This is a genomic window from Stenotrophomonas sp. I18B00994, assembly GCF_014145825.1.
Classification (GTDB): domain Bacteria; phylum Pseudomonadota; class Gammaproteobacteria; order Xanthomonadales; family Xanthomonadaceae; genus Stenotrophomonas; species Stenotrophomonas maltophilia.
On sequence record NZ_JACIUW010000042.1, the window covers coordinates 1 to 12,984 of the forward strand.

Here is a 12,984-nt window from a genome sequence, read left to right on the forward strand (position 1 = left end):
GTAGTGCCGGCCGCTGGCCGGCAACCTCCTGACGTCGGAACGTTTGCGCATTTGCCGGCCAGCGGCCGGCACGACCAACCGCCGGCTTCGGCAATTCCCGACCCGGGTAGTGCCGGCCGCTGGCCGGCACCCCCATGACGTCGGAACGTTTCCGTATCTGCCGGCCAGCGGCCGGCACGACCAACCACCGGCTTCGGCAATTCCCCACACGGTAGTGCCGGCCGCTGGCCGGCAACCCCATGACGTCGGAACGTTTCCGTATCTGCCGGCCAGCGGCCGGCACGACCGGGCTTTACTCTTCCTCTTCCGGCACGTCCTGCGGGTTCAACGTCTTGCTTGCCCGCTTCGGCGCGGTGAACGGTGTCGGCGTCGGCACGCCCTGGCCGGAGTTGCCAAACACCATCTTGGCGCCGGCATTCAGACCACCACCGGCAATCTCCAGCTCGAAACGCTCGGCATCGCGGCGACGGATCTGCTCGGCAATTTCGATCGCATCGTCCTCGTCCGCACCCAGTTCCACCAGCGCGGCCTGGCCGAACAGCACTGCCGATTCAAACGTCTCGCGGATCTGGAAATCGACACCGGCATGGATCAGCCGCAGCGAATGTTCGCGGTCGAACGAGCGCACCATCAGCTTGGCCTGGGGGAACTCGTGTGCCACCAGTTCAACGATGCGGTCGGCGGCCTCGGCCTTGTCCACGCAGACCGCAATCGCACGTGCAGTCGCCGCGCCCGAGGCATGCAGCACGTCCAGTCGCGTACCGTCGCCGTAGTAGATCTTGAAACCGAAGCGCGCCGCGCTCTGGATCATCTCCACATCGTTGTCGATGATGGTCACGTCCACGTCGCGCGCCAGCAGCGACTGGCTGGCGACCTGGCCGAAGCGACCGAAGCCGATCAGCAGCACGCTGCCGGACAGGCCATCGGCCTCGTCCACGCCGTCCATGTTCACCGTCGGCTTCGGCGCCACGCGCTTGTAGAGCAGCACCACCAGCGGGGTCAGCGCCATCGACAGCACCACCACGGCGGTGAAGTTGGCATTGATCTCCAGGTTGATCACGCCGGCCGATGCGGCGGCAGAGAACAGCACGAAGGCGAACTCGCCGCCCTGCGCCATCAGCACGCCACGATCCAGCGCCTGCGCGTGGTCGCTGCCCATGATGCGCGCCACTATGTAGATGCACAGCGCCTTGGCTGCCATCAGCGCCAGCACCAGGCCGAGGATCAGCTGCCAGTTGCCGGCCACCACGCCCAGGTCCAGCGCCATGCCGACGCTGAGGAAGAACAGGCCCAGCAGGATGCCGCGGAACGGTTCGATGTCCGCTTCGATCTGGTGGCGGAAGGTCGATTCGCTCAGCAGCACGCCGGCCAGGAACGCGCCCATCGCCATCGACAGGCCGGACAGCTGCATCAGCAACGCCGCACCCAGCACCACCAGCAGCGCGGCGGCGGTCATCACCTCGCGCGCCTTCGACTCGGCCAGCACGCGGAACAGTGGGTTGAGCAGGAAGCGGCCGACCAGCACCAGGCCAACGATGGCGCCGACGCCGATCGCCACCGACAGCCAACGCGAACCCTCGCCATCGGCGCTGCCCGCGCTCGGGCCCATCCAGGCCACCAGCGCCAGCAACGGCACGATCAGCAGGTCTTCGAACAGCAGGATGGAGACGATCTTCTGCCCCGACGGCAGCGCGATGTCACCACGCTCGGCCAGCAACTGCATCACCACTGCGGTGGAGGTGAGCACGAAGCCGGTGGCGCCGATGAAGGCCACCTGCCAGGGCAGGCCGAACAACTTGGCGATGCTGGTCAGCACCAGCGCACAGGTGACGATCTGCAGCGTGCCCAGCCCGAAGATCTCCTTGCGCAGGCTCCACAGGTGCGAGGGCCGCATTTCCAGGCCGATCACGAACAGGAACATCACCACACCGAGCTCGGCGGTATGCAGGATGGCCTGGGGGTCGGAGAACCAGCCCAGCCCGAACGGTCCGATCGCCAGGCCGGCGGCGAAGTAGCCCAGCACCGAGCCCAGGCCGGCCCGGCGGAACAAAGGCACCATCACCACCGCCGCGCCCAACAGGGCGACGACCTTGACCAGCTCGCTGGTCGCTGCTTCTACCGCCATGCGGTGTGTTCCCCAAGATCCAGAATCGGGTTCAACAATAGAGCAATGCCGATGACGGCAATAGCACGCATGTTGCGCCGGATTGTCTTGGAGGTGGAACGATGTAGGGAGCTACCCCCAGCATCATCCCGAAACCATGCATCCGCGTCGGTGGGTGCCACCATGCACCCGCTTCGGTAGGTGCCAACCTTGGTTGGCACGAAAACGCCGACCAAGGTCGGCATCTACCAAGGCATTCCCCGGCCAGCCTCACCCACCCCGGCAAAACGCGGCGTAATCGATATACCCCGGGAACGGCACGCCCGGCGCGCACACCGGGCACTGCGGGTCCGGCCGGATGCCGGTCTCGCGGAAGCGCATGCCCAGCGCATCGAAGCGCAGCAGGCGGCCGACCAGTGGTTCACCGATGCCCAGCAGCAGCTTCAGCACCTCGGTCGCTTGCAGCACGCCGGCCAGGCCAGGCAGCACACCCAGCACACCGGCCTCGGAACAGTTCGGCGCGAACTCCGGCGGCGGTGGCTCCGGGAACAGGCAGCGGTAGCACGGCGCCACGCCGCGCTGGCGGCCGGCGTCAAACACGCTTACCTGGCCATCGAAGCGCTCGATGGCGGCGTACACCATCGGTATCGCGTGCTTGATGCAGGCGTCGTTGAGCAGGTAGCGCAGCGGGAAGTTGTCCGAGCCATCCAGCACCACGTCCACGCCGTCCAACAGCGCATCCACGTTCTCGGAGGTGACCCGCTCCGGCACGGCCTCCACCTCGATCGACGGGTTCAGCGCCAGCAGCCGCTCGCGCGCCGAATCGACCTTGAGCTGGCCGACGCTGGCTTCGGTATGCACGATCTGCCGGTGCAGGTTGCTGCGCTCCACGCGATCGTGGTCGGCGAAGCGCAGGTGCCCCACCCCGGCGGCAGCCAGGTAGAACCCAGCCGGTGCGCCCAGCCCACCCGCGCCCAGCACCAACACGCGCGACTGCTGCAGCCGGCGCTGGCCGGCCTCGCCCACCTGCGGCAGCAGCAGGTGCCGCGAATAGCGGTCGTAGAAGTCACGGTCGGCGGCGCTGGCCAGCGGCTGCACCAGCGGCAGCGACTGCTCGCGCCAGGCCACGGTACCCCCCGTCACGGAAGCGACGTGGGTGTAGCCGGCCTGCAGCAGGAACTGCGCGGCATCGGCCGAGCGCTTGCCGCTCTGGCAGATCAGCAGGATCTCCTGGTCGTGCCGCGGCAGGTGTGCGGCCGGGTCGGCCTGCAGCTCGCCCTTGGCCACGCCGCGCGCGCCCTCGGCCATCCCGCCGGCCCGCTCGTGCGCCTCGCGCACATCGATCAGCACCGCGCCGTGGGCCAGGCGCTCGCGCGCCTGCGCGGGGGAAAGCTCTTGGATGCTCATGGCCGCATTATCGCGCAGACACCCTCGACGCGCCCTGCCCCGAACATGGCACCATGCGGGCGTTGCCCCTGCATCCCGGAACCGCTGCATGCGCTCTGCCACCGAATTCTGGCGTGACCCGCGCATGCCCTTCGTCGAAAGCCGACGGGCGTGCGACAGCCGCGCCTGCCATCGCCCGCACAGCCATGACACCTTCTCGATCGGCGCCGTCGACGCCGGCAGCAGCGTGTTCACCGGCGCCGCGAAAGGGCCGCGTCTGCTGCAGCCCGGCAGTCTGGTCGGCGTGCCCGCAGGCCGCGTGCACGCCTGCAACCCCCTGCCCGGCCAGCTCTGGAGCTACCAGATGCTGCATCTGGACCCGCGCTGGATGGCCGAGGTCCGCGCCGAGTATGACGACCTGCCCGAACCCGACTGGCAGCAGGAACCGATCCGGATTTCCAACCATCGCCCTCGCTACCAGCAGTACTGCCAGCTCAACGAGACGCTGTTCTCCGACGACCCGGTCAGCGTCAAGGAAGCGGCGCTGATCGCGTTCGTCGGCGATCTGGAGGAACACGATGGTGTAGCCGTCGCCGGCCCGCTTGAAGATGCCGCGTTACAGCAGCGCTTGCAGCCGGTGATGGACGTTCTGCGCCAGCGGCTCGAACACACCCCGGCCCTGCAGGAGCTGGCATCGCTGGCAGGCATGAGCCGCTACCAGCTGATCCGCGCCTTCCGACGCGCTACGGGCCTGACACCGCACGCCTGGCAGATCGATCAACGCATCCAGGAGGCCCGCCGGCGGCTGTGCGAAGGGCAGGCACTGGCCGTGGTCGCGCATGCGCTGGGTTTTGCCGACCAGAGCCATTTCCAGCGGGTCTTCAAGGCCCACGCCGGTGCAACCCCGGGCCAATACCGGCGCTGAGCCTGCAATAACGTTCAATACCATCGCGCGGGGCATCCGCAGACTGGCGCCCCAGCCAGCCGCCGCCGGACCCGATGGAACAGTTCCTGGTCATCGCCACCGTACATTTTCTCGCCCTGCTCTCACCCGGCCCCGACTTCTTCCTCGTTGCACGCACCGCGATCACCTCGGGCTGGCGCACCGCCAGTGGTGCCTGCGCAGGCATCGCCGTCGGCAATGGCGTCTTCATCGTGGCCGCTTTCACCGGAACGGCCATGCTGCGCCCAGGCAGCGCAGGGTTCATTGCGGTGCAGTTGGCGGGCTGCGGGTTCCTGCTGTACCTCGGCACGCTGTTCCTGCGCCATGCGGGTTCGACGACGTTGCAGGCACCTGAAGCTGCCGCCGGATCGCCAGCGGGTGGGGCCCAGGGATGGTGGAGGGCGGCAGCGCTGGGTGCCCTGTCTGCGCTGCTGAACCCGAAGAATGCGCTGTTCTACGCAACGCTGGCGGCAATGCTCAACGGTCCGCAGCCCAGCGCCGCAACGAAGTTCTTCTATGGCGCGTGGATGTTCGGCATCGTCCTGCTATGGGATCTGCTGGTTGCCGCGCTGGTTGGCCACCCGTGGGTGCTGGGTCGATTCGCGCGTGCCCTGCCCTGGCTGGAACGGGCCGCAGGGCTCCTGATGATTGCGCTGGCGCTATGGATCGCCGTGTCGCTGTGGCTGGGCTGATGCCGGTAATTCGCGCCTGTCGCAATAGCGTTCAATACGGCGCGTCCAGCGCAGCCCACATTCGGCACTTTCTGTAGTTTGGTGGCAGGTTTTCGTGCAGCAGTTCTTCATCGTCGCGGTGCTGTACGGCTTCGCCCTGCTCCTGCCTGCGTCGAATCACGCGAAGATCCTGCGCACCGCGATGGGCGCGGGCGGGCACGCCGCCATGGCCGCATCGTTCGGTATCGCCATCGGTACGGGCATCATCTGCGCCACGGCCTTCGTTGCGGCGGGCATGCTGGGAAACCGCGGCCTGTGGACGCTGGCGATGCAGTGCGCGGGCTGCCTGCTGCTGCTGCGCCTGGCGGGCATGTGCCTGCGCGACGCCGGGCTGACCTCCCTCTCTCCGCTTTCCCTGCAGATGCCCCGGGGCCTGAAGGCCCGCTCCCGTTGGCCGCACGCCGAGGCTGGATGCCTGTTGGCGCTCGCCAGCATCAACAACTGGACGCTGCAGTTCGCGGTTGCAGCCCTGGTCAGCGGCCTCGTTGCCGACATGGATACAAAGGCCGCTTACGTGGCCTGCCTGGGCGGCGTCGCGCTGTCGCTCGGCCTGCTGATGGCGTGGCTCGGCAGCCATCCGCGCTGGGCACAGGGGTGTTGCCGATCGCTTCCGTGGCTGGAGCATGCCGCGGGCCTGGTGATCGGCGCGGTGTCGGTGGCGTACCTGGCAGGGGTACTGGGTACCACCCTGGTCTGGGCAAGCCTCACGGGACAGGCGCAGCTACCCGAATCGATGATCGCCGCGCCCCGCAGCGCCCCATGCGCGTTGCCGCATTGCCGCGCTCGTCGCAACAGTTCGCCATGATTGAGGACTGTAGACGTAGGGGTAGTACCGGCCGCTGGCCGGCAACCTCGTGAACACGCCAGGCATCGGGTTGCCGGCCAGCGGCCGGCACTACCACAGACAAAAAAGGCGGCCCTGCGGCCGCCTTCCCGTGAATCACTTGCCCTTGACGTGCTTCATCAAGCGCCGCTTGGCCTTGACCTGCCGCTCGGTGAGGACGTTCTTCTTGCCCTCGTACGGGTTGGTGCCCTCGCGGAAGATGAAGCTCACCGGCGTACCGATCAGCTTGAAGCGCTTGCGGAAGAAGTTCTCCAGGTAGCGCTTGTACGACTCCTGCAGTTCCTTCAGGCGGGTGCCGTGCACGATGAAGGTCGGCGGGTTGGAACCGGCCGGGTGCACGTAGCGCAGCTTGGAGACGTGGCCGCGGATGGTCGGCGGCGGATTGGTCTCGTACGCCACTTCCAGCGCCTTGTTCACTTCGCTGGTGGTGAAGGTCTTGTTCGCCGATTCGTGCGCGCGGTGCACCGCACGGAACAGCTCGCGCAGGCCCGAGCCGTGCTTGGCCGAAATGCGCACCGATTCGGCCCAGGGCACGAAGCCCAGCTTCAGCGACAGCATGGTTTCAGCCTGTTCGCGCTGGTACTCGGTCAGGCCATCCCACTTGTTGATGGCGATCACCAGCGCGCGGCCGGCGTCGAGCACGGCACCGAGCACGGTGGCGTCCTGGTCGGTCACGCCTTCGGTGGCGTCCAGCATCAGCACGGCGACCTGGCACTGCTCGATCGACTGCATGGTCTTGACCACCGAGAACTTCTCGACGACCTCGTCCACGCGCGAACGGCGGCGCAGGCCGGCGGTGTCGATCAGCCGGTACTCACGTCCGTCGCGCTCCAGGTCCACCGCGATCGAGTCGCGGGTGGTGCCCGGCACGTCGGAGGCGATCATGCGCTCCTCACCGAGGATGCGGTTGACCAGGGTCGACTTGCCCACGTTCGGACGTCCGACGAAGGCGATGCGGATACGGTTCGGATCGTTGTCCAGTTCTTCGCCGCTGCCTTCTTCCGGCAGGCGCTGGATCACTTCGTCAAGCAGGTCGTCCAGGCCCTGGCGGTGCGCGGCCGAGACGGTCAGCATCTCGCCGAAGCCGTAACGGGCGAACTCCGAACGGACGCTGTCCTCGTCGGTGCCGTCGATCTTGTTGATCAGCAGCAGCGTCGGGCGCGACAGCTTGCGCAGCCAGGCCAGGATCTCGTCGTCCAGCGCCGAGGTGCCCTCGCGGGCGTCGACGACGAACAGGATCAGATCGGCTTCGGCCGCCGCAGCCCGGGCCTGGCGCGTGGTGGCACCCGCCAGGCCTTCGTCTTCCCCGGCAATACCGCCGGTATCCACGACGAGGAAATGGTTGTCCTCGTCGAGGCGGCAGACGCCGTAGTTGCGGTCACGGGTGACGCCGGGCTGGTCATGGACCAGCGCGTCGCGGGTGCGCGTAAGCGCATTGAAAATAGTCGACTTGCCGACATTCGGCCGTCCAACCAGGGCGACCAAAGGCAGCATCGCGATTACTCCAATTTTTAATTTGCCAACCGGAAGGCGGTCAGCTTGCCATCCACGTTCTGCACCAGCAGCACCCCGTCGACGACGACCGGCTGGGCCAGCAGGGCGTCACCGCCGCTCTTCGCCCGTGCCGCCATCGCACCATCGGAGGTCTTCAACCAGTGCACGTATCCCTTGTAGTCGCCGACGACCACGTAATCACCGTGCAGCGCCGGGCCGGTCAGCGAACGACGCGCCAGCTCGGTCTGCGACCACATGGCAGCGCCGGTCGCCTTGTCCAAGCCGAACACGCCACCCTTGTTGTCGGTGACGAACACATTGCCCGACGACACTGCCACGCCACCTGCACCGCCATGGTCGCGCGCCCACAGCGGGCGACCGGTCGGGCCTTCGATGGCCATGGTCTGGTTCTTGAAGCTGCTCACGAAGAGGGTGTTGCCCTCCAGCACCGGGGCACCGTCGACATCGGCCATGCGGTCCAGCTCGGTACGGCCTTCGCCGTTGCCAAGGTTCTGTTCCCACAGGGTACGCCCATCCTGCATGGCCAGCGCGGCAACCGCGCCTTCGTCCTTGCCGATGAACAACACGCCCGGACCGGTGACCACCGGCGCGTTGCCGCGCACGGTCAGCGCCGGCAGTTCGCTCGGGTTGAACCACTTCTGCGTGCCGTTGCCGGCATCGAACGCGGTGACGCGGCCGTCGTTGCTGCGCACGAACACCAGGCCCTGGGCCACGGCCGGCGCGGCAATGACCTCACCCGGAACACGGGCGCGCCACTTCTCGCTGCCGTCATTGATGTCCAGGGCGATGACCTGGCCATCGAGCGTGCCGATCACGACCAGGTTCTCACCGACACCCGGGCCGCCGGACAGGCGCAGCTTCGGCTTCTTCTTTTCCTTCTGCGGCTCCCAGGTCCAGACCTTCTTGCCGGTCTGCAGGTCGATGGCGTGCACGCCACCGGTGATCGCCGCGGCAAACACGTGGCCATTGGCCACCGCCGGGCCCTGGCGCACGCCGATGCGGCGCTCGCCCTTGCCGAGGTTGACCGACCAGGCCTTGTTGACCTTGACGCTCGGCTCGAACTTGACCAGCTCAGCCGGCTCCTGGGCCTTCTTCGCTGCCGCGTCCTTGCCGGCGAACCAGCCCTTCATGGTGCTGCAGCCGGTCAGGGCCATGCCCATCAGGAGCACGGTGGCGACGCGGGTGATCATGACCTTCTGACTCATCAAACCGACTCCGCAGGGGCGGCGACCGTGCCGCCGGCATCCATAACCTTGGTTTCCAGCAGGCGCCGCTGCGGCGCTGCCACGTCCAGCGACTTCAGCGCCTTCTCGTACTGTGCGCGGGCGTCATCGCGCTTGCCCTGCGCCATCAGCGCATCGCCATGGATTTCCAGGCTGCTGCTGTCGGTGGCGCTGCCCAGCAGCTTGATCGCCTCGTCGCTCTTGCCGGTGGCCACCAGCAGGCGGGCCACACGCTGGTCGACCACGCGCTGCAGGTCGCTTTCGACCTTCACGGCGCGCAGGGTGGCCAGCGCTTCTTCGTTCTTGCCGGCGTCGACCTGGGCCTTGGCCAGCTGCAGCGCCGCGAGGTCGCCATAGATGCTGGACGGGCCCGCTTCGAGCGCCTTCACTGCCTTGGCAGCGTCGTCGAGCTTGTTCTGCTGAAGACCGACCAGGGCCTTCTGGTATTCCACGTTGGCCGAGGCCAGCTTGCCGCCCTGATCCTTCTGGTACCACTGCCAGCCGGCAATGGCACCGATCGCGATGGCTACGCCACCGAGGATGCTGGCGCCATTCTTCCGCAGCCAGCTGCGGACGCGTTCACTTTGTTCGTGCTCGTCGAGCAGATCGTCGATCGCCATGCGTACTCTCGCCCCGCCCATCGGGAGGGACCATTGGGTTTAATCGAAGGTGGTGAAACCGCGCCTCAGTGCGAAACCGGGACTACGGAGCCTTCAGAGGATACCTGAAAGCGTGCCACGTTGGCTCGCTGGTAGGGGGTCAGATCGACGATAGCGCCGTTCTGCTGAACCTGGACCGCCGAGGCGTTGCCCAGGGTCACCCGGGTCACCTGGCCCGGCGTGAAGCTGCGGCTCTCGCCGGACTTGATCAGCGCCTTTTCGACCGTGGCGCCGTCCGGACCACCGATATCGACCCAGCTGTCGCCGCTGAACTGCATCTCCAGCGTATTGGCGGCTGCGGGCGCAGCGGGTGCCGAACGCGGCACCGGGGACAGCGAAGCGACATACGGGGTTGCGGCCGGCTTGCTGGCCGGGGCACTCGCGACTTCAGCCGGGGCTGCCGGCTCGACACCCGCAGCGGACGGGGCCACCGGCACAGCGGCCGGGATCGCGTCCAGCGAGGCCGTGTTCGGCGACGGCGTGGCACTGCCATCGAAATGGCCGCGGGTGGCGAACCACACCGGCACGGCCAGCACGGCGGTGATGCCGACGTACAGCACGCGCCGGCCGAGATTCTCGGCAATGCGGCGCGCACGCGGGGTATGGGTATGGCTGACCAGGGTGGGCGGCACGACAGGACCCACCTGGGCCTGCTCCAGCAGCTGGCTCACATCGACGTCGAGCAGGCGCGCGTAGCTGCGCAACTGGCCGCGCACGAAGACTGGCGCGCCCAGCTTCTGCCACTGCTCTTCCTCCAGCGACCTGACCACCTGGACCGGCATGCGCAGGCGCGAGCCGACATCCTCAAGGGTCAGTCCGGCCGCTTCACGGGCCTGGCGCAGGCGGGTGCCGCAGCCGGCCGCAGTCTCGAGAGCGCTCACAGTCTGGTCATCAATCACAATGCATCAACCCTGGAGTTAGGAGCCCGCTTCCTGCGGAAATTCCTGTCGAATGCGCTGAAGATAGCGGTCAGATGCCGCCCGATCACCCAGCCGCGCTTCGATTTGAGACGCAAGTTGTAACACGGAACGCGTTGCGGGTGCAGCCGCAATCCTACGTTCGGCGAAGGCCCGGGCCTCCATGTAGCGGCCCTGGCGGAAGCTGAGCTGGGCCATGGCCTCCAGCGCGACCGGGTTTCCCGGCAGCGCCGACAGCGCCGCGCGCAGGTCGCGCTCGGCACGCTCGAACTGGCCTGCATCCAGCGCACAGCTGCCGGCATTGGACTGCGCTTCGGCGACGGCGGGATTGCCCGGCGCCCGCTGGGCACGATCGAACCACACCAGCGATTCGGCCGCCTGGCCCTGTTGGCACAGCCAGGCACCATAGTTGTTGAGCACGTCGCCACGTTGCGGCGCCAGCTCGGCAGCCTTGCGGAAGTTCTCGCCGGCCTGCTGGCTGCGACCGCGACGCTCGTCGATGCCCGCAAGCAGGACCAGGCCGTCGGGGGCCGTCGGCACCAGCTTCTGGGCTTCGCGCGCCTTGCGCTCGGCAGCATCGAGATTGCCGCCCTGGATGTCGCGGCCGGCCAGGGTCAGCAACTCCTGCCAGCGCACCTGCTGCCGCACCCCTTCCGGATCACGGACGGAGTAGACCGGCGCCTCGCTCGGGCCAAGCTTGGCCTTGGGATGGGATTTGCAGCCGCCGACCGCGAGGGCCAGCGTGCCTGCGAGCAGAACCAGCCAGAGGCGGTCAGGCCGCGGCATCGCTCCCCTTCCCCGCCTGCAGCGTCTTGTTGAACTCCGCCTGGCGGCGGGTGCGGTCCATCACCTGGCCCTTGAGCTGGCCACAGGCGGCGTCGATGTCGTCGCCACGGGTACGGCGGACCATGGTCAGCACGTTGCTGTCGAGCAGGATCTTCTGGAAGGCGCGGATGTGCGCCTCTTCCGAACGCTCGTAGCGGGTACCCGGGAACGGGTTGAACGGAATCAGGTTGACCTTGCCCGAATCCTTGGCCTGCACCGCGTTGTCGAACTGGCGCATCAGGCGGGCCAGCTCGCGGGCATGCTCGGGCTTGTCGTTGATGCCCTTCATCAGGGTGTATTCGAAGGTGACCGATTCGCGGCGCTTGTTGGCGCGCAGGTAGCGTGCGCACGAGGCCATCAGCTCGGCGATCGGGTACTTCTTGTTGAGCGGCACCAGGGTCTCGCGCAGCGCGTCGTTCGGCGCATGCAGCGACACCGCCAGCGACACGTCGCTTTCGGCAGACAGGCGGTCGATCTGCGGCACCAGGCCGGAGGTCGACAGGGTCACGCGCTTGTTGGCCAGGCCGTAGCCCAGGTCGTCGCGCATCACGCTCATGGCGCGCACGACGTTGTCGAAATTCATCAGCGGCTCGCCCATGCCCATCATCACCACGTTGGTGAGGCGGCGCATCTGGTGCGGCACGTTGCCCAGGTGGCGCGCGGCAACCCACACCTGGCCGATGATCTCGGCGGTGGTCAGGTTGCGGTTGAAGCCCTGGGTAGCAGTGGAGCAGAACGTGCAGTTCAGGCCGCAACCGACCTGCGAGGACACGCACAGCGTGCCGCGGGTCTTGTCCGGGATGTACACGGTCTCGATGGCGTTCTTGCCATCCACGCCCATCGCCAGCAGCCATTTGTGGGTGCCGTCGGCGGAGGGCTTGTCGAACACGATGTTGGGAACCAGCACCTCGGCATGGGCCTGCAGCTTGGCGCGCAGGACCTTGCCGAGGTCGGTCATTTCATCGAAGTCGGTGACGTAGCGATGGTGGATCCACTTCATCACCTGATGGGCACGGAACTTCTTTTCGCCGAGAACCTCGACGAAGAACTTCTCCAGGCCCGCGCGATCGAGGTCGAGCAGGTTCTGCTTGCCAGCCGTGGGTGCCGACTTCGGCAGCGGCTGGATGGCGGGGGACTGTACGACCTCGTTCACGGCATTACTCTCAGCGCGAAACGACTTCGGTGGCGGCGAAGAAGTAGGCGATTTCAATCGCGGCATTCTCGACCGAGTCCGAGCCGTGGGCGGCGTTGGCATCGATGGATTCGGCGAAGTCGGCGCGGATGGTGCCCGGCGCGGCTTCCTTCGGGTTGGTGGCGCCCAGCAGGTCGCGGTGGGCCAGGACGGCGTTCTCGCCTTCCAGGGCCTGGATCATCACCGGGCCGGAGATCATGAACTCGACCAGCGCGTTGAAGAACGGACGCTCGCGGTGCACGGCGTAGAAGCCTTCGGCTTCACGACGCGACAGCTGCTTGTACTTGGCGGCCACGACCTTCAGGCCGGCCTTCTCGAAGCGGGCGTAGATTTCGCCGATGACGTTCTTGGCAACGGCGTCCGGCTTGATGATCGAAAGGGTGCGCTCCAGCGCCATGGGATGTCTCCAATGGAATCGGGCCGCTGATGGCCCGAAGGGTAACATGAAAAAAACCCGCGTCGGGACGCGGGCTTAGCCTGATAAACGTAGGCGAATTGTAAAAGATAAAGCGGCGGCATGGTAGTGCCGGCCGCTGGCCGGCATTGGGCGCCATTCAACCTCGGGGCTGCCGGCCAGCGGCCGGCACTACCCCATTCACCCACCTGAGTGAAATCTGACCGGATCGGCCGATTTTGCTGCACTGC

12 protein-coding genes are annotated in these 12,984 nt (G+C 67.1%); 3 read left to right on the forward strand and 9 right to left on the reverse strand.

Features of this window, described 5'->3' with window-relative positions; translation table 11 throughout:
* Nucleotides 1-292: 292 nt before the first annotated feature.
* The gene (locus tag H4O10_RS21935; RefSeq protein WP_099562828.1) at nucleotides 293-2,125 is read right to left on the reverse strand and encodes a monovalent cation:proton antiporter-2 (CPA2) family protein; all 1,833 of its coding nucleotides are present in this window, start codon (nucleotides 2,123-2,125) and stop codon (nucleotides 293-295) included.
* 249 nt (nucleotides 2,126-2,374) lie between these two features.
* Nucleotides 2,375-3,511 carry a molybdopterin-synthase adenylyltransferase MoeB gene (moeB, locus tag H4O10_RS21940; protein WP_076739218.1) on the reverse strand — a complete coding sequence of 379 codons (1,137 nt, stop codon included), beginning with the start codon at nucleotides 3,509-3,511 and terminating at the stop codon, nucleotides 2,375-2,377.
* A gap of 88 nt (nucleotides 3,512-3,599) precedes the next feature.
* Between moeB and H4O10_RS21945 the strand changes: the two genes are divergently transcribed.
* From H4O10_RS21945 to H4O10_RS21955, 3 genes are all read left to right on the forward strand, one after another.
* The gene (locus tag H4O10_RS21945) at nucleotides 3,600-4,415 is read left to right on the forward strand and encodes an AraC family transcriptional regulator (RefSeq protein ID WP_049460620.1); all 816 of its coding nucleotides are present in this window, start codon (nucleotides 3,600-3,602) and stop codon (nucleotides 4,413-4,415) included.
* Between the two features lie 74 nt (nucleotides 4,416-4,489).
* Nucleotides 4,490-5,125 carry a LysE family transporter gene (locus H4O10_RS21950; RefSeq protein ID WP_049397574.1) on the forward strand — a complete coding sequence of 212 codons (636 nt, stop codon included), beginning with the start codon at nucleotides 4,490-4,492 and terminating at the stop codon, nucleotides 5,123-5,125.
* A gap of 94 nt (nucleotides 5,126-5,219) precedes the next feature.
* A complete protein-coding gene (locus tag H4O10_RS21955; RefSeq protein WP_049460623.1) occupies nucleotides 5,220-5,969 on the forward strand; it encodes a hypothetical protein in 750 nt (249 codons plus the stop codon).
* A 135-nt stretch (nucleotides 5,970-6,104) separates the two neighbouring features.
* Here the strand turns inward: H4O10_RS21955 and der are convergent, their stop codons facing one another.
* The 7 genes from der to ndk all read right to left on the reverse strand — a co-directional run bounded on the left by der (nucleotide 6,105) and on the right by ndk (nucleotide 12,736).
* Nucleotides 6,105-7,502, reverse strand: coding sequence for a ribosome biogenesis GTPase Der (gene der, locus H4O10_RS21960; protein ID WP_005413118.1), 1,398 nt, complete (start codon nucleotides 7,500-7,502; stop codon nucleotides 6,105-6,107).
* 17 nt (nucleotides 7,503-7,519) lie between these two features.
* Nucleotides 7,520-8,728: an outer membrane protein assembly factor BamB gene (gene bamB, locus H4O10_RS21965; RefSeq protein ID WP_005409300.1), complete on the reverse strand. Its 1,209-nt coding sequence runs from the start codon at nucleotides 8,726-8,728 to the stop codon at nucleotides 7,520-7,522.
* The gene (locus tag H4O10_RS21970; protein ID WP_005409299.1) at nucleotides 8,728-9,366 is read right to left on the reverse strand and encodes a tetratricopeptide repeat protein; all 639 of its coding nucleotides are present in this window, start codon (nucleotides 9,364-9,366) and stop codon (nucleotides 8,728-8,730) included. The genes bamB and H4O10_RS21970 overlap by 1 nt, the downstream gene beginning before the upstream one ends.
* A gap of 65 nt (nucleotides 9,367-9,431) precedes the next feature.
* A complete protein-coding gene (locus H4O10_RS21975) occupies nucleotides 9,432-10,304 on the reverse strand; it encodes a RodZ domain-containing protein (protein ID WP_005409298.1) in 873 nt (290 codons plus the stop codon).
* An 18-nt stretch (nucleotides 10,305-10,322) separates the two neighbouring features.
* Nucleotides 10,323-11,108: a tetratricopeptide repeat protein gene (locus tag H4O10_RS21980; RefSeq protein WP_005409297.1), complete on the reverse strand. Its 786-nt coding sequence runs from the start codon at nucleotides 11,106-11,108 to the stop codon at nucleotides 10,323-10,325.
* Nucleotides 11,095-12,300 (reverse strand): 23S rRNA (adenine(2503)-C(2))-methyltransferase RlmN, encoded by a 1,206-nt coding sequence (gene rlmN / locus H4O10_RS21985; RefSeq protein WP_005409296.1) that lies wholly within the window; start codon nucleotides 12,298-12,300, stop codon nucleotides 11,095-11,097. The genes H4O10_RS21980 and rlmN overlap by 14 nt, the downstream gene beginning before the upstream one ends.
* A 10-nt stretch (nucleotides 12,301-12,310) precedes the next feature.
* Nucleotides 12,311-12,736 carry a nucleoside-diphosphate kinase gene (gene ndk / locus H4O10_RS21990; RefSeq protein WP_005409295.1) on the reverse strand — a complete coding sequence of 142 codons (426 nt, stop codon included), beginning with the start codon at nucleotides 12,734-12,736 and terminating at the stop codon, nucleotides 12,311-12,313.
* Nucleotides 12,737-12,984: the final 248 nt, after the last annotated feature.